Source organism: Coprococcus intestinalis (assembly GCF_023656595.1).
Taxonomy (GTDB): Bacteria; Bacillota; Clostridia; order Lachnospirales; family Lachnospiraceae; genus Coprococcus_A; species Coprococcus_A intestinihominis.
This window is the reverse complement of sequence record NZ_JAMOKJ010000001.1, coordinates 108,571-129,778: the sequence shown is the minus strand read 5'-3', so window position 1 is coordinate 129,778 and position 21,208 is coordinate 108,571. Positions and strand designations below refer to the sequence as shown.

The following is a 21,208-nucleotide window of genomic DNA, read 5'->3' as shown; positions in this document are numbered from 1 at the left end:
GAAATGCCTTTAACTCTAAAGGCGCTTTTAAAATAAACAGAGTACGGTCAAATATTAAGGGAAGGATTTAAAATGAGTCTATTCTTCGCTGGCAGTGAGAGCGGCCTGTGAAGAATAGACTTATTTTGAATCCTTTTATTAAACTATGGGATCGTACTCGTCTTACTTTTTGAAAGCACTCAAATCGATCATTCGATGGACAAGGGAGCTGTATTTATCGTAAAATGTCTGCAGGCTTTCTGCATCGTAGTGGCTGCAGTAATCGGCATTTTTCAGATCGTCCAGGTAACTGCTGATTCTCTGGATCAGCTGGTCAGAGAGGACAGAATAAAAGTAAGGACCGACGTCTGTATGATAGCGCCCCGGATTCTTCAGGAACAGCTTTTTACGATTGTTGAAAATGGAGAATTGTATCATCTGTTGTTTGTTGACTAATTGTTCGTCATCGACAACATAGAATTGGATATTCCGATTCTTTTTGGAAAGAGCCAGTACATTCTCGATGTGCAGCTTGCGCTCTTCCGGTGTCATATGATAAATCACATCTGCGAAAATAATCTCACCATCATCAATATACTTCATTAAAGAGGATTTCAGTACATAGAAATCCAATGTATTCTTCTCAAAAATCTCTTCCCATGTGATTTGAAGCTGAGCCACAATAAGGGCCATAAATTCATCATGATAATCTTCTTTGGCAACGTTGATGATCTTATCCCAGCATTCCTGAGGCAGCAGATATTCAAAGCCAAGCGTCAGGAGAAACTGGAAGTTGTCCTTGGTATAAAAGTCTGTACGATAACCGTGCTGGTAGAATTCAAGCTGTTCTGTTGCATGGGCCAGAAGATCTGATGTACGGAAAGCGGGCAACGTGCGGACATAGATCTGATTCACTTTCTCAGGATCGAAGATCACACTGGCTACAGTGACACGATTGTATTGGTCAAGGGCACAGATAATGGCTACGCGGTCCTTCACTACAATGGTATTCAATGTGTGCATGAGGGTGTTGTCATAAAAATCAAAGGAAATGGCACGGTTTGCATTGATAAAATAGTAAAGGGCTTTGAGTCCGTCATTGTTGTCGGCATAGAGAAGATCTGTGTCAATACCGATTTTCACATTGACCGGGTGCTTGGCTGTCAGATGGGAGTAGGCATTGGAAGGTCTGTCCATGGCAAAGCGACAGACATCCAGTGTGCATAAGACATCCAGAGTATCATCATAATTCAGAAGCATCTGCGGCAGTTCATGATCAAAGAAATTGTAAATATCATTGGCCAGCGTCAGAATGCGCGGTTTATAGGTGGTCTGCTGCTTCAATTCCGTGGAAGCTTCACTGCTGGAGCTGCTGTAGTTCTCCTTTAATAAAGTATAGATGGTGTTCTCGAGATTGTCCGGACAGACTTCTGTTGAAAAAGTCTTTTCAAAATCTCCCAGAATTTCCTGGCTCAAAATCTCCTGAGCAAAAAGTGAAGCCATGCTTCTGTTGATCTCCGGGGCCATCTTGGCAGCGGGCAGCATGGATTTGTTGCACCATTTGCTTATGTAAGATACGTCATAACCAATCACATCTGAAATTGTGGACAGTTTCGAACCAGTCAGCTGGATCAGCTGCTTTAATACAGTTCCATATGCATTCATAATAATACCCCTTTGTTATCTATCAAATTCAATAGCACATTGCTTGCATACAATCGTTGTATATAGTTTAGTATGCCAACATGTTATGAAATTGTCAAGTAAAAATTGAATCAACTAGAATTCAATTTGCAAAACTTGAGTAAAGCACACACAAATTGATTTTATTGCTTCAAAGCTGATAAAAATTTACAATAGACCCATCGAAAGAAAGAAAAAAATGTATAAAATCGACAACAATTAACAAACTTGATGGAGGGATTCGAGATGGGTAAAGTTAAAGTCTTAACAGCGAGACAGGCCGCTGATCTGATCAAAGATGGCGACACAGTGACTTTAAGCGGATTCGTTGCAAATGGTATTGCAGAAGCTTTGAATGCAGCAGCTGAGGAGAGATTTCTTGAGACAGGACATCCAAAGGATCTGACATTATTCTGGGTAGCCGGTACAGGCAACAAGGATGGCAGTCACGCCGATCATTATGCCCATGAAGGCATGGTCAAGAAAGTTATCGGCGGACATTTCAATTTTGTTCCTAAGATCTGCGAAATGCTTTCAGAGAATAAAATCGAAGGCTACAATGTTCCACAGGGTGCCATTGCTCAGATGCTCAGAGATAATGCAGCACACAAAGTAGGAACCATCAGCCACGTTGGTATCGGCACATTTGCAGATCCAAGAAACGGCGGCGGACGTTTAAGTGAGAAGACAAAAGAAGATATCGTTAAGGTCATCGAACTGGAAGGTCAGGAACAGTTATTCTATCCTAGAATTCCTCTGGATGTGGCTTTTATCCGCGGTACATATGCTGATGAGTTAGGTAACATCACTTTAGAAAAAGAAATGGCTCCTCTGGATGCAACATCTCAGGCAATGGCTGTTCACAACAATGGTGGTTTGGTCGTTGTTCAGGTTGAAAGAGTTGTCAAAGCAGGTCATCTTGATCCGAAGCTTGTAAAGATTCCTGGTATTTATGTAGATGCTGTTGTTGAATGTCCGGCAGATGATCCGAAACAGTCACAGAGTATCAACTGTACATATGATCCGGCTTATGCAGGTAACACACAGGTACCTGTATCCAGCCTTGAACCAAAGAAACTGGATGCCAAGAAGATCATCGGCCGCCGTGCAGCAATGGAATTAAAGAAAAACGTTGTTGTTAACCTTGGTGTTGGTGTTCCTGAATGGGTATCTTCTGTAGCAGCTGAAGAAGGCGTAGCAGATGAAATGACATTGACTGTTGAGTGTGGTCCTGTCGGCGGTGTACCTGGCGGCGGCCTCAGATTTGGTGGTTCTGTCAATGCACAGGCTTACATGGATGAAGGTTACCAGTTCGACTTTTACGATGGCGGCGGTTTGGATCTTTGCTTCCTTGGTCTTGCAGAAGTCGATAACAACGGTGATGTGAATGTCAGCCGTCTCGGAACAAGAATCACAGGCAGCGGCGGTTTCACAAATATTTCTTCTAACTCCAAGAAAGCTGTTTTCTGTGGTACATTCACAAATGGTGTGAAGATTCAGACAGGCGACGGCAAGCTGACAATCCTTGAAGAAGGTAAGAAACATAAATTTGTCAATAAAGTAACTGAAATCACATTCTCAGGTGTAGTTGCCGGAAAGGCAGGCAAAGATGTCCTTTATGTGACAGAGCGTGCAGTCTTCGCATTGAAGGCAGATGGTATTCATCTGATCGAAGTAGCACCTGGCATCGATGTTCAGACACAGGTTCTCGATGAAATGGATTTTGCACCGATCGTTGACCGGGATGCAGATGGCAATGTGAAATTAATGGATGCCAGAATCTTCAAAGATGAAGTCATGGGCATGACAATTGAGTAAAAAACAGTTTTTTATAAATAATATCAAACAGGGAGGATTTATTATCATGGAAAACTTATTTGCAAACACAGGAATTGGCAAACACATTATCAGAACACATCATTGGGGTATTGTTTTACCTACACTGGAAAAAGCAGAAGCTTTTATGAAAACATTTGGTCTTCAGGAAGATTACAGAGGCCATGTAAAAGCTTATGATGCAGATCTGATCTTCACAAAACACGGCAACGGTGTAGACGCAGTTGAATTTATCATTCCATTATCAGGCGTTTTGACAGAGTTCAACAAAGGTAAAGGCGGTATCGCTCATGTAGCTTACCTTGTAGATGATATCAATGCTGTTTCAGAAGAAGTCAAAGCCATGGGTTATGAACTTCTTGAAAAAGAACCTCAGGAAGGTACAGAAGATATCATTGTTAACTTTATCCGTCCAAAATATACACAGGGTATTCTTGTAGAACTGATCCAGCAGGTTGGTGACATCAATTACGATGCAACATTCACAAGCCGCTGGGGCAACGAAAAATAATTATAAGCGATAATGACAGGAGGAAATGTCAGTGTACACATTAGGTATTGATATTGGTTCCGCTTCCAGTAAAGCGGTGATCTTAAAGGATGGAACGGATGTTGTCGCATCAGCAGTCGTTCAGGTAGGTACGGGAACTTCAGGTCCGGGACGTGTTCTGGAAGAAGTTTTCAGTAATGTCGATTTAACACAGGAAGACATGGATTATACAGTGGCAACAGGTTATGGCCGTTTTTCTGTAGAAAATGCAGACAAACAGCTCAGTGAGATTACCTGCCATGCAAAGGGAATTTTCCACCTTGTGCCATCTGCAAGAACCATCATTGATATCGGCGGGCAGGACGCTAAAGCCATTCAGTTGGATGCAAAGGGAAATATCCAGAAATTTGTAATGAATGATAAATGCGCTGCCGGTACAGGGCGTTTCTTGGATGTTATGTCAAGAGTTTTGGAAGTTCCGTTAGATCAGATGGGCAAAGTTCATTTCCAGGCAAAGGAATGGGCACAGGTCAGCAGTACATGTACGGTATTTGCTGAATCTGAAGTTATTTCCCAGCTGTCCAAGGGACTGCCGAGAGAAAGTATTGTCGCAGGTGTTCATCAGTCTGTAGCCAGTAAGGCGTGTTCTTTAGCATACCGTATAGGGGTTAAAAACGATGTGGTTATGTGCGGTGGTGTTGCACAAAATGCAGGCGTTGTAGACGCAATTGAGAAAGAGTTAAAGCAGAGTATTATTGTTGCACCGCACCCTCAGATCACAGGAGCTCTCGGAGCGGCACTGATGGCATACGAAGAATTAATGAAAGCGAATAAATAAACCCAATTTAATGGAAGGAAGGTAAAAATTTATGGAATTTAATGCAATGGAAGCCAGCGCAAAAGAATGTTTGGCATATTATCAGGCAAAACTCGATGAAGAAGCATGGGAGGCTAAAAAGAACGGTAAGCTTGTCTGTTGGTCAGCTTCTGTAGCTCCTCCAGAATTCTGTGTAGCTATGGATATCGCTATGGTTTATCCTGAAACACATGCAGCAGGTGCAGGCGCAAGAAAAGCATCTATGGATCTTCTTGAAGTAGCAGATGAAAAAGGCTACAACATTGATATCTGCTCATATGCACGTACAAACCTCGGTTATATGGAACTGCTGAAACAGGAAGCATTAACAGGTCAGAAACCTGAAAAACTGGCAAACTCCAAAGCAGCTTATGTTCCTCTTCCGGACCTGGTTATCACATGCAACAACATCTGTAATACACTGTTAAAATGGTATGAAAACCTTGCAAAGGAACTGAACATTCCATGTATCATCATCGATGTTCCTTTCAACCATACAATGCCTGTATCCCGTCATAACAAAGAGTACATTGCAGATCAGTACAGAGCAGCCATCAAACAGCTGGAAGAAATCACAGGTAGAGCATTTGATTATGATAAATTCTTCGCAGTTCAGGAACAGGTACAGCGTTCTGTATTCTGGTGGAACAAAGTAGCAACATACGCACAGCGTAAACCATCTCCACTGAATGGTTTCGACCTGTTCAACTACATGGCACTGATCGTTTGCGCAAGAGCAAGAGATTATGCTGAAATTACATTCCACAAATTTGCTGATGAATTGGAAGCAAAGGATGCTGCCGGTCAGTACGCATTCGGTGCACCGGAAAACGAAAAGCATCGTGTTACATGGGAAGGTATCGCTGTATGGACTTACCTTGGTGCAACATTCAAGGGCTTAAAGAATCAGGGCGCTGTTATGACAGGTTCTGCTTACCCAGGCCTCTGGAGCCTCGTTTACACACCAGGTGATCTTGAATCCATGGCTGAAGCTTATACAAATGTTTATATCAATACATGCGGTCCTAACAGATACGAAGAATTCTACAAAGTTGTTAAGAACTCCAAGAGTGACGGTATCGTTCTCCATCTGAACAGAAGCTGTAAACTGATGGGGCTGTTAAATAATGAAGGCGCAGAATATGTCAATGCAAAACTGGGTGTACCATATGTCAGCTTCGACGGTGACCAGACAGATCCTCGTGTCTTCACACCAGCTCAGTATGAGACACGTGTTCAGGCATTAACAGAGATGATGGACGAAAATCAGTAATCAGAGGAGGAATATATAAGATGAGAACAGCGAAAGAGATCATTAATGAGTTTAAAGCAATTGCTGACAATCCTAGAAAAGCAATGGATGACTATAAAAAAGAAACCGGTAAAGGTGCAGTAGGTATCATGCCTGTATACTGTCCAGAAGAAATCGTACATGCAGCAGGCTATCTGCCAATCGGTATGTGGGGTGCACAGAAGAAACAGATTTCAAAAGCACGTACTTATCTGCCTCCATTTGCATGCTCCATTATGCAGTCTGTCATGGAATTACAGTTAGAAGGCGTTTATGATGACCTGGAAGCAGTCATCTTCTCTGTACCATGTGATACATTAAAATGTATGAGCCAGAAATGGAACCGTCCGGTACCTGCTATCGTATTTACACATCCTCAGAACCGTAAGATCGCAAAGGATGCAGCGAATGTATTTGCTCGTGAAGAGTTCAATATTGTTAAAGAGAAACTGGAAGACATCCTTGATGTTCATATTTCTAATAAAGCAATCAAAAACAGTATTGCAGTTTACAATGAAAACAGAGCAGTTTGCCGTGAATTCTCTGATGTAGCAGCAGAATATGCAGCAGTTGTTACACCATCCGACAGACATGCAGTTATCAAAGCACGTTGGTTCATGGAGAAATCCCGTCATACAGCACTTGTTAAAGAACTGATCGCAGCTCTGAAAGCTGAACCGGCTCCTGAATTCAAGGGCAAGAAGATTATCGTTACAGGTATTCAGGTTGAGCCATATGATGTGCTTGATATCTTCCAGGAAAATGGTTTTGCTATTGTAGCAGATGATCTTGCTCAGGAAACACGTAACTTCCGTCAGGATGTTCCTGATGATGACGATGCACTGATGGCACTGGCAAGAGCTTGGAATGAATTTGATGGATGTTCACTGGCAACAGATGCCAATAAACCAAAGGGTCAGATGATCATTGATGCAGTTAAGAAATACGGCGCAGACGCTGTTGTTGTATGCATGATGAAATTCTGTGATCCGGAAGAATTTGATTATCCGATCCTTCTTCAGGAATTCGAGGCAGCAGGAGTGAAAAACCTGTATATCGAGGTAGATCAGGAATCTACAGCATTTGAACAGGTTAAAACACGTATTCAGACTTTCGCAGAAATTCTGTAATAACAAAAACAGAGAGGGGTTTACAGTATGTTTGCGATCATAGCCTTTATTCCAATTATTGTTACGATTATTGTCATGGCCGGTTTTAACTGGCCTGCAAAAATCGCTCTGCCTCTGGCGTGGCTCATTACAGCCGTTGTATGCTTCTTCGGATGGCAGATGGATTTTATTACAATTGCAGCACACACCGTATCCGGATTCCTTACATCTATTGATACAATCGTCATTATTTTGGGTGCAATTTTAATCATGAACACGTTGAAACATTCCGGGGGTATGGATGTTATCAACCATATGTTCACCAACATCAGCGATGACCCACGCATTCAGTTGATTATTATCGGCTTTATGTTTGGCGCATTCATAGAAGGTGCCGCAGGTTTTGGTACACCTGCAGCACTGGCTGCCCCTCTGCTGATCAGTGTCGGTTTTCCTCCTTTATGTGCCGCCATGGTGGCACTTGTACTGAATAGCACACCTGTCCCTTTTGGTGCTGTCGGTACGCCGGCCGCTACTGCATTTAATATGGTCAGCGGAGAAGTAGCAGAATCAGGTATCGCCAATGGCGAGGCTTGGAAACTTGGATTGACAAAATGGGTTGCTATTCCAAGTGCAATCATTTGTCCAATCATCATTTTTGTAGCAATGTGCATGATGTGTAAAATGTTTGGCAAGACAAAATCCATCAAACCGGCACTGGAATGTATTCCATATATTCTGATGTCAGCAGTGGCTTTCTGTGTGCCATATATCATCTGTGCGATGTTCCTTGGACCGGAATTCCCATCACTGATCGGTGCGCTGATCGCATTGGTCATCTGTATTGTGACAGCTCGAAAGGGTATTCTTGTTCCAAAGTCAAAATTTGAATTCCCGGCGCGTTCCGAATGGGATGCAACATGGAAATCTGCAACAGCAGAAGAAACAGAACAGACAGAAACTGAAAATAAAGTTGTGGAAAGTAAGATTTCACCGGTAATGGCATGGGTTCCATACGGACTGATCGCTATCATCCTTGTTGTAACACGTATTCCACAGCTGGGTATTAAAGGTATTCTGAATGTTTCAGAAGCGCCATTTGCAATCTCCCTTGTACATATTTTTGGCGTAGAAGTTAACTGGAGCTTTAAATGGGCATGGAATCCTGGTGTTTTGCCATTCATCCTTGTTGCACTGCTGATCATTCCTCTTCATAAGATGAAAGCAGAGCAGGTGAAAGCAGCATGGAAAGAAACCGGACAGATGGTCGGCGGCGCAGCTATCGCTCTGATGTTTGGTATCGCTATGGTACAGCTTTTCAGAAACTCCGGTGCACAGTTCAATCACAGTGGTATGGACAGTATGCTGATCGTTATGGCAAATGGTATGGCCGATCTGTTTGGTAAGGCTTACATTGTTGTATCACCACTCATTGGTGTTATCGGTGCCTTTATCTCAGGTTCAGCAACTGTATCAAATACATTATTCTCAACACTGCAGTTTGCAGCAGCGGTTCGTCTTGGACTGCCGGCTATGTTAATTGTAGCTATGCAGGTTATGGGCGGTGCCATGGGCAACATGGTTTGTGTCAACAATATCGTTTCAGCATGTGCAACCTGTGGTACAGTAGGAACTGAAGGACGTCTGATCCGTTCCAACATTGTTCCTTGTCTGATTTATGCTGTTCTGACGATTTTAATCCTCGGCGGCATGATCATGGCTGGTATCGACCCGGCAGCAGCACTTCACTAAGTGCGCAATTCCCTTTAGTTAATTTACTGGTACATCGTTATTGCGAAAACGATGTACCAGGTCATATACTTCCTCGATATATGTTTTCTGCAGGTGATACCTGCAAACCACCACATTATTAAAACATAAAAAGTCGTATCCGTTGCTTTAATGGGATGAAGCAGGGATGCGGCTTTTTATGTTTAATAATGCGGCAGTTTGCTTTTAATAAGAATGGTTTTATGATATACTAAAAGAAAAAGTGGGATGTGATTTTCTTGAAGTTTGAATGGGATGAGGAAAAGAATCAAATTAACAAAAGAAAACATAAGATATCATTTGAAACAGCAGCATACGTATTTGAAGATGAAAATTATATAGAAATGTATGATTTTGAACATAGTATAGAAGAAGACCGATATATAGCGATTGGTTGTGTCGGAGATGTATTATTTGTTGTATTTACAGAGAGAAAGGATAATATCCGATTAATTTCAGCCAGATTAGCTACGGAATCTGAAAGGAGGTTATATTATGACCAAAACATTCATTATTAACAAAGGACAAAAGCCATCAAAGGAACAAATTCGAGAAGTGATGGAAGCAAAAAAATATCCCATAGAACCAGATGAAGATGCACCCGAATTATCGCCTGCAATGTATAAGGCTTTTAAAAGCAGTGTGATTCAGCGGAATAGAAAGAAAAATGCTTGATAAAAAGATAATTATAATCAAAATAGCAGTTCGAGTTTCGAACTGCTATTTTCAACGGTAAAGCGGAGGATAAAAGCGTGGTCGATACAGTTTTGTTTGACTTGGATAATACATTGTTGGACTTCAATAAAGCAGAGAAAATAGCGGTGGAACGAACCCTGCGGGAAATGGGCGTGACGCCGGATGAGAGAATGTTAAAGCGTTATAGCGAGTTGAATCTGGCCCAGTGGCATTTGCTGGAGCAGGGAAAGATTACAAGATCTCAGGTGAAAGTGCAGCGCTATGTGAATCTGTTCCGGGAGTATCATATAGAAGGTGACCCGGCAGAAGCTGCAAAAGTTTATGAAGCCTATCTTGCCATTGGTCACTATTATGTAGAAGGTGCCGAGGAACTTCTGAAGCACCTATCTGAAAAATATCATCTTTATATGGTTACAAATGGAACTCTCAGTGTACAAAAAGGACGCATCAAAAGTGCCGGGATGCGCCCTTACTTTAAAGATATATTTATATCAGAAGAAATCGGTTACGATAAACCGGGTAAAGCCTATTTTGACTATTGCTTTTCAAGAATATCGAACTTTCACAGAGAGAACACCGTTATTATTGGTGACAGCCTTACCTCAGACATACAGGGCGGCAAAAACGCCGGCATCCGGACCATCTGGTATAATCCTCATCAGAGTCAGAATACTTCAGAAATTCAGCCGGATTACGAGGTTAATGAGCTTTCAGCGATTGAAGACTTATTGGAAAAAATTTAGTTTTGCGTTGATGTTCTACGGCATAGAGAATAAGATTTAAAAGGCTTGCGAAATAAAGATGAAAATGGTAGTATGATGGAGTGGATAAGATTGAGTAAAGAAAGGAACTGACAGATGATTCGTTTACTTGCATTAGATATGGATGGTACTTGCCTGAACGGGCGCAGCCGGATGACAGAGGAGACAATCCGTACAATACGTAAGGCTGCAGATGCAGGCATCATCATCGTGCCGACGTCAGGACGTCCATTGACGTGTCTGCCATATCAGATGACGCAGGAGAAAGGTTTGTACCGATACACGATCACTTCTAATGGTGCACAAGTTGTAGATCTGGAAGAGAAAAAGACCCTTTTCCGGATGCTGATGAAACGTGAACGAGTGGTACAGTTTCTGAGGGAATGTGAAGGGTTGAATGTGGTCCGGATGACACATATACAGCATCGTTATGTGATGGAAGGACCATTGATGGAAGTGGCAGGGCGTATTGTCTATGGCAGAGATGTGGATGGCATCCGCAGAGTCAATGATATGGAAGCCTTTGTCGAAAAGATTCATTATGATATAGAAGAAGTACAGGTTTATTTTTTCTCCGGCAGAACCCGAAGAAAGGTTGCGGAGATACTTGAAGGCTATCCGGAGTTTTCATCAGCATTTGGCAGCAAATATGTGGAGATATTTGCGAAGAACACTTCTAAGGGAACCGCATTAAATGCATTGGCATCAAGGCTTGGCATTGCTAAAGAGGAAATTGCCTGTATTGGTGACAGTGCCAATGATCTGCCGATGTTTGAAGCGGCAGGATTGAAAATCGCCATGGGCAATGCAGTGCCGGAATTGAAGAAGAAAGCCGACATAGTCGCTTATTCCAATCATATTGATGGTGCAGCGAAGGCCATTGAGCAATACATTTTGTAATGGCTTATCTTTAGGATTGATTTTTGGTCAGAACAGATAATTATATAAAATATGCGCATACTAATAGAGCATTCAGAAAGATGTTATTTGAATATAACACTTTTGGATGCTCTATTTTTCGTGCTGCAGGAGGTCCGGTGAGATTTTTCGCAGCATGGAGATACATTGCGTACCGGAAAATGTATACGCTGCTCTTGTGAGCAGTCATTATTTTAAGGAGAAATGAGGTATGGAATATGGAAGAACAGACATTGCACATTTTAAATGAATGCAGCTCAGGGTGCAAGATGGCCATTCACAGCATGCAGCAGGTTTTGGAGTATGTGGAAAATGAAAAGCTGGAGCAGGTGATTATGGCGGCAGAACGCAAGCACAAGGAAATTGCAGCACGGACAGCAAAGGCGCTGACATGCTATGGAGAAAAAGGAAAGAAGCCGGGAGCGGCGGCGGAAACATTTGCCTGGCTTACAACGGAAATGAAGATGTTGATCCGGGATGACAGCAGTCAGATTGCAAAGATTATGACCAACGGCTGCAACATGGGCATTCAGTCCATCATGGAAGTTTTGAATGAAAACCCGGAGGCGGACAGAGAGAGCAAAAATATTGCCGGGGATCTGGTGAAGGCCGAGGAGTATTTCGCGGATGAATTGAAGGCATTTCTGTAACTATTTCAACGAGACAGCAAATTAGGCAGGGAAGCAAATTGGACAGGACATAGAATCAGGAAGTCGGATGAGAGAAAAGTTAGAGGCATTAAAACAGAGGTACGGGAACTGATAGAAGTCTGAAGATTGTTATACTCTTATTAGAAGGTCAGTGAATGGTTAAAATGCAGAGCCATTCACTGGCAGATTGAAAGGAGTCAACAATGAGAAAAGGAAGTAAAGTAATAAAAATTAAGTATGAAGAAGACAGTATTTTTGTCGGTGCAGCCTGGGGGAGAAAAAGAACAAGATGGGGACGAAAAGGAGCCAGACTGACCCTGGAAGTTATATCGGATTATTTGAAAAAAGGAGCTGGCGTGCATAGTGAGGAGGCTTATCTGGACGAAGTGAAGTGTGATTTGCTGAGGTTGATTCGCAAAAGATTATATCAGCAGGCCTTAAAGGATGGAAAAGAAATAAAGGAATATGAGTGCAGCTTTGAAGGGGTCGTGATATGGCCGGGAAAAAACAAATTTATCTGTTTTAATTTTGGCGATGGTGCTGTTTTGGGAAAAACAGATCAAGGACATATAGGCAGTCTGTTGCTATCTGAAAAAAGAATCAGGAAGCTCCCGCAATTGACAATGGATGGAGCTGTTTCTGCCGTCGGACTGAAAAGAGGTGTTTGGTCAGCTTATCATGAGTTGTATATACTGGAAGGACGTCAGGAGCGATGGGCGATGTCCGTCAGTGAGGATAAAATAGAAGAAGGTGAGAATCCGCTGCTTTTGTCGATAAAAGCCTGTTGACAGAGGCAGAAGCATGCAGAAATTGTGTACAACAGGCGGTGTTTATGAGATAATAGATTTTATCGAATAAACGGTAAAGGAGAGAGAAAAATGCCTTTGTATACAGATATGATTATGGATAATTTTGAGGATTATGCCAAACATCATGAAGATGACGGTGTGATCAAGCTTCAGAATATGCCGGAAGACGCTTCTATGGAACAATGGGGTGCGAAGCTTCAGGAAATCGCCGATGAATTTATATGTGCACCGAGATATTTTTTGATGTGCTGGCTGGCATCCTATTGTCTGGATAAGGATTTGCTGGATGATGAAACTTACACCAGAGAGTTTCCTGCTTTTACATACCAGAGAGAAGGTGGCCGGAAGAAATTCGGGTTTCAGCCGGTTTCGAAGGAATATGCCCAGAACCTGGAAGAGGATGAGAGAGATCAGTATATCGATATTTTATCGGAAATTGCGGCCAGTCATTCCGGTGACAAGAAAGCGGAATGGAGAGGTGTATTCAGGACAGCATTTTTGTGGCACAAAAAGAAGAAAAAAATGATTTCCAAAGAGGATGGTTTCAAGATTGCGCATGGATTGGATATGAGCTATACGTTGACGGATTTCTTTTTGACCCGTGTACTGGAAAATGATGGTTTTGATTTTACGAAGTCAGCGGATGTTATCCATGCCTACTGCTGTTTCAGAAGCAAATGTTATCAGGACTTTTTAGAGTTAGAGGCCCTTTACGCTGAGGCAGCAAAGGATGTTGCTCAAGGAACAATAGAAGAAAAGCCGGAACATTTTACAGAAGGCATGCTGCCTGGAGATGAAGAAGGTGCCGGACGGAATCAGGACAACTCTTTGTTTGGACTGGTAGAAAAGTGGAAATCCGAAAATATTGAAATCGTTGATGCAGAAAAACATCTGGATAATGTGGACCTGAAGTTTATTGATTGGATGAAGGAGAAGGCACCATTTCTGGATTTGCCGGGAAAAACAGCATGTGAGATTTTTAAGAGACTGACAGCGTTTGTCTATGCAGACACGGAAGAAAGACAGCAAAAGCTTGAGATACAGCGTGAAAATGGCCAAAATGCTTCAGATGATGACTGGGATGATGAGGAGTCACTGGAAGAGGATGCCTGGGATAACGTTGAACGGAATATTGTTTCAGATTTAAAAGGTGTATACAGTGAAGGAAGTTTGTGGCAGCTGAATCAGATGGTGGGTGAGGCTTTCATCAAGGAAATCCAGAAATGTCTGAATGAATTGTCCGGAAAGCTTTATAAGAATCATCCGGAACGACTGGCCAGATATCTGTCTGTGGATGCCAACGGTGAGGTGAACATTACGGTGATCACAAGCCGACTGCCGCTATTATTGTCAGGAAAAGCAAATGTGACAAAGGCAGATATGCTGTTTATGCTATGGGTGGCTTACACCTTATATCAGCGTGAAACCGGAGAGCCGGAGGCCCTCAGCGACAGAGTATGGAGTTTTATGGAGCTGGCCAATGATGTGCTGGAGAAGGCTTTTTTGCCGGCATTCTACATTCCGCATATTCTGGAACGTTCATTTTTGATCAGTTTGTGTATGAATGGACTTGAAAGTGAAAACGAGGATATTTTCTATTTTGGTGAGTCTCCTTATGAGATATATGCTGCGATGTGTCAGTTTTCAGTCTCTGTAACAAAAGCATAACGAGGTTTATAGAGGTATGCGAGACTATTTGAAAGAAAAAACCTTTATCCGTTTTCCTGGCGGCGAATGTTATGAAATTTTGGGCATGATCGGCGAAGGTGGTTCCGGATTAATTTATTCTGCAGGAAAAGTTGTCAGGCAGGGTGAAAATTATGTGAAGGAGAACAGCCTGCGCTTTGCCCTAAAAGAATGTTATCCCATATCCAGACAATTTAATTTTTTGAGAATGCAGTCGGGGGAAATTGTGCCGGAGAATGAATCGGAGGCTGCCGCCAATTATCTGCGCTGTGTGGCATCCATGCAGCTGAATGAAGGACAGATGACATCGGAAATTTATGATTCAGAGGCCATTCGATTGATACCGATTCAGCGAATTGCCAGCAGCGTGGAAATTTCCTTTGACAAAGGACAGCATTTTCATTATGTGAATAATGCCTTTACAGTGATGGCTTCCATGGAAAATAAAGGAGAATCCATTGCTTCCTGGTATCAAAAGAACGGCAGATATACGATGGAGATGATTTTTAGAGTCATTCAGGAAACGTTATTTGCTGTGAGAGAAGTGCATCTGGCTGGTTATCTGCATTTGGATCTGCAGGAGGGCAATATTTTTGTGACCGGACAGCCGACGGATGAAAGTCTGACCTGTTTTCTGCTGGATTTCGGCTCAGCCAGAAAGAGACTGGCAGATGGACTGTGTGCCCCTGTGGGTGATCAGCCGATTTTCTCATCAGAGGGCTATCGGGCACCGGAGATTGTAGGAATCATGACAGGTGAAACACCGGATTTCAGATTGGGACCGGAAGCGGATTTGTACAGCATAGGCTATCTGCTTTTATATCTGCTGACAGGACGGCGTTATTCGACACGCATGCTGGAGGATGTGCGAAAGTCTTATGATGGGCATTATCTTACCAGAAAAAATATTCAGGATATGAAGTGCCCGCCCCATGCGGAAGAAATCATACAGCATATTCTGGAAAAGGCACTGGAAACAGATTCGAAGAAGCGTTATCATACGGCCGAGGAAATGTTAAAGGATGTATCTGCCGCGTTGAATGCACTTCGGCCTTATCATTCCCAGATTGCCGGAATGAAATACGATGCTTATATTTTGTACCGGTCGGATAATATTTTACATAAACATGTGGCCGTTACTTTGCAGAAATTGTTGGAGCATTTTCGGACGCCGGGACTGAAGCGGATTCAGCGGGTTTTTCTTGATGAAACGGAGTTGTCTGCGGATTATCAGGCAGACAAACAGGTGATGGATGCCCTGAAAGCCAGCCGATATCTGATTATTATCGGTCAGGATTCGTCAGGTGATGATATCTGGCAGTCAAAAGAAGTGAAATTTTTTCTGAAAACCCATAAACCTTCAGATGTACTCACAATTTTGGCTGTACAAAATCCGAAACAGTCGGAAATCTCGGAGTCATCAAAAGCGGCAGAAGCATCAAATGTGTCTGGAACATCAGAAGTGGCAGGAATAGCAGCGGTATCGGAGTATGCAGTTGTTAAAGTGGGCGGCAGGGATCGTAATTTTCCGTTGGCAGCGGATATCCGGGGCGCTTCTGAGAAAGAAATTCTGAAGAAGCTGAAGAAGGATGGCTTTTTGAGAATTGCAGCACCGATTCTTTCAGTGCCTTATGACGGACTTGTGCAGCGTTACCGAAAATATAAACTCAGAAAAAGAATCACAATGGCGACGGTATGCCTGTCAGTGGCAGCTGTTTTCACAGTTTATGCGCTTTATCAGTCTTATCAGATTGCATTGCAGGAAAACATCGCCAGAAGGAATAAAGCACAAAATCTGTGTGTGCAGGCTATGGATCAGTATGACAGAGGAGATAAAGAGGCCGCCATTGATTCTGCACTGCAGATGAATGCCGAGGCAGGGGATACAGAAAATTATGTGATACCTGAACAACTATACACATTGAATACGGCACTGGATAGCTTTGAGTCCGGATATCGTATGCATTACTCGCCACTTCAGAAGGTAAGCGGGGATTTTTCACAGGTGGCTTTTTCAAAGAACGGCGGCGAATACAGTTATGCCATTAATCAGGAGGGAGAGTTGGAAGTCTTTTCTGCAAAGGAAGAGAAGATGATATGGACGTTGGATACAGCGGCTATTCAGTCTTTTGTGGATGAAACGATAGAAACTGAGGATGGTATTCAATTTGTTGAGGCATTAGATACACATCGTGCCATTGTGTTTATTGGAAAAGACAGTGTTGTGAAGGATGTGCATGCCTATGCCCTTGTCATTGATGCGGACAGCAGAAGTATTATCTCAGGTTTTCCGTTGGAAGAACCTATTATCAGCTACCGAACAGCGGCTGTCTCCTGCAATGAGCGCTATTTGGTTTATGAAGCTTCAAAGCTTAAGCTCTATGTGTACGATATTGAAAAAGGGGCTCAGGTTGAATGCATTTTGGCAGAAACAGATAATAAAGAGTATCAGTTTACAGATGTGTCGATTTGTGAAGACGGAAGTAAAATTGCAATTGGAACGGAAAAAAGACTTATTGTATATGATATAGAGAGTAAGCAGCAGCAAACAATTGCCAATGTTCCGATTGGCAAAGTGGTATGGACGGATAACAGCCATGTGGCGTGCATGTCTTATCAGATCCAACAGGAATATTTTGCATCCAGTGACCCATGGAGCCGTGAAAAACGACAGTATGCGATAGAAGTTTATGATATCACAAATCAGGGAGACGCAGAGACTGAGAATGAGAAAACGACGGCAGATGCAGTTATGACAGACTTGGCTTTTGATACGGATACCATGGGCCTGAAGGTGATTCATAGAAATGTGACGGATGAAAACGGAAATACAGAAACAAAGACAGCACTTCTTGGTTGGATGCGAAGCAATCTTTATTTTATCGATGCAGAGACAGGAAAGGCAGAAGATGTCCTTGCTTTTCAGTCGGATATTGTATCGATTCAGAGCAGGACAGATTCCGAAGATTCTATTTTCGTTGCTTTATATGATGGCAAAGTGATGCAGGTGACAACCGGTGAAACAATCGGAAAACGAAAAGCCTATGAAGTAGACAATGAATTGGATGGCTTTTCCTATACATTAGATAAGAAGTTGATGATGTATACAGAAGAAGGAATTGTTCTTTGCGGTTTATCAAAAGACGGGGAGATGGTACAGCATTCGTTTTCAAGTGATTCTTCAGATGACAGGTTTGTGGACGCTACTGGCAGTATGGAAGAAATGCGGCTGTCATCAGGAGAGGCCTATCGATTGATGTGGCTGAATGATACCAGCAGGGAAGAAGGTACGATCGTCAGACATGCGGTTGAAGTGTACCCGCTTCATTCAGATGAATTGCTGCTGCATTATGAATGTGAGGATGGCAATACCATTAAGATGGCAAAACTCACAGAAAATGATACCGGAACATTTCTGTGTGTGCTGGAGTTGGCAAATGACCGAAATGATGAAACAACAGGAAAAATCAAGGTGTTATCCCTGGATGAGGAAAGCGAACAGTTCTCCTATGCTCTGGATGGACAGGAGGGGGTGGATGCCTCAGGATGGTTATGGATGACGGACATAATGCCTGTGCAGGATCTATGTCATGCTATGACTTTGAATCGTGACGGTCAGCTTTATTGGGTAGATTTTGAAAAAGGAACCGTGGAACTGTTATCATTTGATGAGAATGAATGTGAGAAAATCTTAAGTATGTCCATGAGTCCGGATGGCAGGAAGATCTTATTGCTGGGTGTGAAGAAAGATTATCTGCAATTATTGAGTTATGATGTGCAAAATCAGCAGATAGATGCTGATACAACCTGGCAGTCTGAGCCAACATCAAATCCGGAGAATGCATTTTTAGCGGAAAACAGTGATGGATCACAGGTGGCTGTTTATGATGGCAATGCGGAGTGTTATCTTATTGAAACAGCGCATTTGAAACAGAAACAAGTTGTTGACATTGAAAATGCCAAGAATCTGCAGCTCAGTTTTTTTGAAAATGCTCAGTTCCTGTTAGGGGCAGATTCAGAGTGCATCTGGCTGTATGATTTGGATAAGCATCAGGTTGTTTCGAGTTATGCAGTCAGCATGAGAAATCATGCCATGCAGTTAACAGCTGATATCTCCGGCAGTTATTTCACATTGAAGGAAATATGGGTTACAGAGAACATTCGACAGGATGAGGGGATGAGCAAACAGAATTGTCATATTTATTTCGTGGATGAAAGCCATCAGATTTATCCTTATGCAGATGTGGCCTTTGGCTATCGGCTGCCGGATGAAGAGATGGTTTACCAGTTTAACAGTGACGGTTATGCGGAACATCCGCTGTATACATTTGCAGATTTATATAAAAAAGCACAGAAAGAGTAAAAAGTATCTGCTGAAATCGGTCCATGAAGGCGTGATTTTGGCAGATACTTTTATATTTAGAATGAAACAATGTAAACCGGATTTTGTCCCTGCATCAGGTGATAAGGTCCGGCTTTTTTTGCGCTGCTGACCTGAATTTGAATGATCTCCGGTTCAGGCAGGGCCATTTCTTTTTGCAGGGCCATGATCTGGCCGATGGTTTCCAGAGTGATGGCTGTTATGACGACTCGAATTTCTGGGTTTCGGCTGTATAACAGCTGCAGAATTTCTTTCAGGTGTCCGGCACTGCCGCCGATGAAGGCGTGGGTGGCTGCCGGCAGTGCGTCAAGACTTTCCGGAGCGGTGCCGCTGACAATGGTAAGGTTGTCCGCCTGTAATCTCAGACTATTTTCTTTGATCAAATCCAGACCATCGGGATTGCGTTCAATGGCATAAACACGGCCATCAGGAATCTGTTGTGCTGCTTCAATGGCAATGGAGCCGGTTCCGGCGCCGATGTCGAAAAGAATAGCGTTTTTCGTAAGCTTCAGTTTGCTGAGAACAACACTTCGAATCTCGGATTTTGTCATCGGAACCTTTCCTCGGATAAAGGCATCATCAGAAAGTCCATAAGTAACAGGAAGCGGTTCAGCATCCGGGTTTTCAATATAAATCAGGGATAATGCCGAAAATGTCTGTTCCAGAAAATCTGCAGGGCTGCCGCTGATAATCTGTTCATCCGGCTGTTTCAGATCAGCGCCAATATAAAGACGGACATTTGAAAGGCCATAGTCTATCATTTTCTGGGAAATATTCGCAGCATCATCCGGTTTGCCCAGCAGAGCCAGAGTTTTGGCGTGGCGCCGTACATGGCTTATAACAGAGGCTGTCTGGCCGTGACAACTGATCAGATGAACATCGGACCAGGTTTTGCCAATGGTATTCAGGAAATGGATCGGTGAGGAAATACCGCTGAACGCCTCGATTTTGAAAGGCTGTCCTTCAAGACAGCGTCTTAGACTGGCGGCACCGCTGTAAAAACCGATATCCCCGGAGAATAAAACGGCAAAGTGCTGATATTCCGGGTGAGACAGCATGTAATCTGTAATGGCCGGATAATTATAGGAACAAAAGGTGGGTTTGTGATAATGTTCAGCCATTTGGAGCATCCGTCCTGCACCGATAATGACATCACAGTTTTTTAGTGTGCGATCGGCTTCGAGTGTTAATTGATCCGCACACATACCTGTGCCGATGAGACTGACGGTCTGCTCAGCAGTGGATTCGGATGGGGAAGTGCCGATCCAGTTTGAAAGCCAGTGGTAACTTTCAGAGAGCGAGAGACCATTTTCCCGGACAGGATGACCAATGATCAATACAGGGACCTGTGCCTGCGCAGCGGCCTTAAGTTTCTCGTCAAAGCCGCCGGTGCGTCCGCTCTGTTTGGTGACCATATAAAGGGGTGTTTCAGACAAATTGCTGTCAGGATGGTCTTTTTCCCAGAGTCTGCAGATATGCTGAATGGTTGCGGTATTCATGCCGACATCAAAGGGCCCCTGCATACAGAAGATGTGAGAAGCGGGAAGACCAAGAGACATACATGCGGTTAACATTTCAGCGTTTGGCAGAATGCGGACAAATACACGTTCAGAGGCGTTGTTTATCTTCATAAAATCCGGCAGTGTCTTACTGCCTGTTGTCAGAAAAACAGGACCTTCCTGGTGATTCAGGCAATCCACAGCTTCTGCCGTTGTATCAACAAAAATTTCAGACGGATGAATAGGATTGGAGGAAGTGTCGGCGGATGTTTGGCAGTCCCGGAGAATTCGCAGGTAAGGCACTTGAGTCCTGGTACATGCGCCGGAGATATTGGCAGAGGCCTCTGACGCATAAGGATGGGTAGCGTCCAGTACAAGATCAAAATGCTGCTGCTGAATAAAATCAATCATTTGAGCCTCATTCATTCTATGGGAGGAAACCGTCATGGAAGAGGCCGATGGCAGAAGGGATGCACCGTAGGCTGTCGCCACTGCCGTATGCAGTCGGACGGGCTGATGGATCAGAAATTCAGCCAGAAGTCGACCTTCTGTGGTGCCGGCAAAAAGTAATATATTTTTCATAGTAATCTCCTCGTCAGTGGATATTTTGGAAATCTACATAAAAATCAGTGGATACAAGGCTATCATATCATAGCCGGAAAGCAGAGGCAATTTATTTCCGTGTGCAGGATTCACAATGCAGCTAATTTATAGTAGAATAGGGAGTATGAGTGCCGGTTAGGAGCGGACAGCCGCATGAGCGTGTTAGAACCATGATTGTGTTAGAACATAGG

The 21,208-nt window shown here is 43.1% G+C and carries 16 protein-coding genes; 14 read left to right on the top strand and 2 right to left on the bottom strand.

What is annotated here, in order from left to right; genetic code table 11:
- Window positions 1-162 precede the first annotated feature (162 nt).
- Complete coding sequence (locus NBH03_RS00560; protein ID WP_250795640.1) at window positions 163-1,644, bottom strand: hypothetical protein; 1,482 nt, start codon at window positions 1,642-1,644, stop codon at window positions 163-165.
- A 264-nt stretch (window positions 1,645-1,908) separates the two neighbouring features.
- Here NBH03_RS00560 and NBH03_RS00555 point away from each other — a divergent pair, with 264 nt between their 5' ends.
- The 14 genes from NBH03_RS00555 to NBH03_RS00490 all read left to right on the top strand — a co-directional run bounded on the left by NBH03_RS00555 (window position 1,909) and on the right by NBH03_RS00490 (window position 18,897).
- Window positions 1,909-3,480 carry an acyl CoA:acetate/3-ketoacid CoA transferase gene (locus NBH03_RS00555; protein ID WP_227083105.1) on the top strand — a complete coding sequence of 524 codons (1,572 nt, stop codon included), beginning with the start codon at window positions 1,909-1,911 and terminating at the stop codon, window positions 3,478-3,480.
- Window positions 3,481-3,526: 46 nt separating this feature from the next.
- Entirely contained in the window at window positions 3,527-4,009 is a 483-nt protein-coding gene (locus tag NBH03_RS00550; RefSeq protein ID WP_215689643.1) for a VOC family protein, read from the top strand.
- A gap of 31 nt (window positions 4,010-4,040) precedes the next feature.
- Window positions 4,041-4,826, top strand: a complete 786-nt coding sequence (locus tag NBH03_RS00545; RefSeq protein ID WP_117539851.1) for an acyl-CoA dehydratase activase — start codon at window positions 4,041-4,043, stop codon at window positions 4,824-4,826.
- Between the two features lie 31 nt (window positions 4,827-4,857).
- Complete coding sequence (locus NBH03_RS00540) at window positions 4,858-6,117, top strand: 2-hydroxyacyl-CoA dehydratase subunit D (RefSeq protein WP_215631458.1); 1,260 nt, start codon at window positions 4,858-4,860, stop codon at window positions 6,115-6,117.
- Between the two features lie 20 nt (window positions 6,118-6,137).
- The gene (locus NBH03_RS00535) at window positions 6,138-7,265 is read left to right on the top strand and encodes a 2-hydroxyacyl-CoA dehydratase subunit D (RefSeq protein ID WP_250795638.1); all 1,128 of its coding nucleotides are present in this window, start codon (window positions 6,138-6,140) and stop codon (window positions 7,263-7,265) included.
- A gap of 27 nt (window positions 7,266-7,292) precedes the next feature.
- Window positions 7,293-8,996: an L-lactate permease gene (locus tag NBH03_RS00530; protein ID WP_250795635.1), complete on the top strand. Its 1,704-nt coding sequence runs from the start codon at window positions 7,293-7,295 to the stop codon at window positions 8,994-8,996.
- A 248-nt stretch (window positions 8,997-9,244) separates the two neighbouring features.
- A complete protein-coding gene (locus NBH03_RS00525; RefSeq protein ID WP_330371313.1) occupies window positions 9,245-9,532 on the top strand; it encodes a BrnT family toxin in 288 nt (95 codons plus the stop codon).
- The gene (locus NBH03_RS00520) at window positions 9,510-9,689 is read left to right on the top strand and encodes a hypothetical protein (protein WP_015513555.1); all 180 of its coding nucleotides are present in this window, start codon (window positions 9,510-9,512) and stop codon (window positions 9,687-9,689) included. The genes NBH03_RS00525 and NBH03_RS00520 overlap by 23 nt, the downstream gene beginning before the upstream one ends.
- Before the next feature lie 77 nt (window positions 9,690-9,766).
- Window positions 9,767-10,453, top strand: coding sequence for a YjjG family noncanonical pyrimidine nucleotidase (locus NBH03_RS00515; protein WP_117539857.1), 687 nt, complete (start codon window positions 9,767-9,769; stop codon window positions 10,451-10,453).
- 114 nt (window positions 10,454-10,567) lie between these two features.
- A complete protein-coding gene (locus tag NBH03_RS00510) occupies window positions 10,568-11,371 on the top strand; it encodes a Cof-type HAD-IIB family hydrolase (protein WP_250795628.1) in 804 nt (267 codons plus the stop codon).
- 236 nt (window positions 11,372-11,607) lie between these two features.
- Window positions 11,608-12,039: a hypothetical protein gene (locus NBH03_RS00505; RefSeq protein WP_250795623.1), complete on the top strand. Its 432-nt coding sequence runs from the start codon at window positions 11,608-11,610 to the stop codon at window positions 12,037-12,039.
- A gap of 203 nt (window positions 12,040-12,242) precedes the next feature.
- Entirely contained in the window at window positions 12,243-12,827 is a 585-nt protein-coding gene (locus NBH03_RS00500) for a protein phosphatase 2C domain-containing protein (RefSeq protein WP_250795618.1), read from the top strand.
- A 90-nt stretch (window positions 12,828-12,917) separates the two neighbouring features.
- Window positions 12,918-14,516, top strand: coding sequence for a hypothetical protein (locus NBH03_RS00495; RefSeq protein WP_250795612.1), 1,599 nt, complete (start codon window positions 12,918-12,920; stop codon window positions 14,514-14,516).
- Window positions 14,517-14,532: 16 nt separating this feature from the next.
- Window positions 14,533-18,897: a protein kinase domain-containing protein gene (locus NBH03_RS00490; RefSeq protein ID WP_250795601.1), complete on the top strand. Its 4,365-nt coding sequence runs from the start codon at window positions 14,533-14,535 to the stop codon at window positions 18,895-18,897.
- Window positions 18,898-18,953: 56 nt separating this feature from the next.
- On the opposite strand, the gene cobK is transcribed toward NBH03_RS00490, so the two are convergent.
- Window positions 18,954-20,996 (bottom strand): precorrin-6A reductase, encoded by a 2,043-nt coding sequence (gene cobK, locus NBH03_RS00485; RefSeq protein WP_250795597.1) that lies wholly within the window; start codon window positions 20,994-20,996, stop codon window positions 18,954-18,956.
- Between the last annotated feature and the right edge of the window lie 212 nt (window positions 20,997-21,208).

Excerpts from the sequence above, each read along its gene's own strand:
- NBH03_RS00560 (WP_250795640.1), bottom strand. The coding sequence starts at position 1,644 with ATGAATGCATATGGAACTGTATTAAAGCAGCTGATCCAGCTGACTGGT.
- NBH03_RS00555 (WP_227083105.1), top strand. The coding sequence starts at position 1,909 with ATGGGTAAAGTTAAAGTCTTAACAGCGAGACAGGCCGCTGATCTGATC.
- NBH03_RS00550 (WP_215689643.1), top strand. The coding sequence starts at position 3,527 with ATGGAAAACTTATTTGCAAACACAGGAATTGGCAAACACATTATCAGA.
- NBH03_RS00540 (WP_215631458.1), top strand. The coding sequence starts at position 4,858 with ATGGAATTTAATGCAATGGAAGCCAGCGCAAAAGAATGTTTGGCATAT.
- NBH03_RS00535 (WP_250795638.1), top strand. The coding sequence starts at position 6,138 with ATGAGAACAGCGAAAGAGATCATTAATGAGTTTAAAGCAATTGCTGAC.
- NBH03_RS00530 (WP_250795635.1), top strand. The coding sequence starts at position 7,293 with ATGTTTGCGATCATAGCCTTTATTCCAATTATTGTTACGATTATTGTC.
- NBH03_RS00520 (WP_015513555.1), top strand. The coding sequence starts at position 9,510 with ATGACCAAAACATTCATTATTAACAAAGGACAAAAGCCATCAAAGGAA.
- NBH03_RS00510 (WP_250795628.1), top strand. The coding sequence starts at position 10,568 with ATGATTCGTTTACTTGCATTAGATATGGATGGTACTTGCCTGAACGGG.
- NBH03_RS00505 (WP_250795623.1), top strand. The coding sequence starts at position 11,608 with ATGGAAGAACAGACATTGCACATTTTAAATGAATGCAGCTCAGGGTGC.
- NBH03_RS00500 (WP_250795618.1), top strand. The coding sequence starts at position 12,243 with ATGAGAAAAGGAAGTAAAGTAATAAAAATTAAGTATGAAGAAGACAGT.
- NBH03_RS00495 (WP_250795612.1), top strand. The coding sequence starts at position 12,918 with ATGCCTTTGTATACAGATATGATTATGGATAATTTTGAGGATTATGCC.
- NBH03_RS00490 (WP_250795601.1), top strand. The coding sequence starts at position 14,533 with ATGCGAGACTATTTGAAAGAAAAAACCTTTATCCGTTTTCCTGGCGGC.
- cobK (WP_250795597.1), bottom strand. The coding sequence starts at position 20,996 with ATGAAAAATATATTACTTTTTGCCGGCACCACAGAAGGTCGACTTCTG.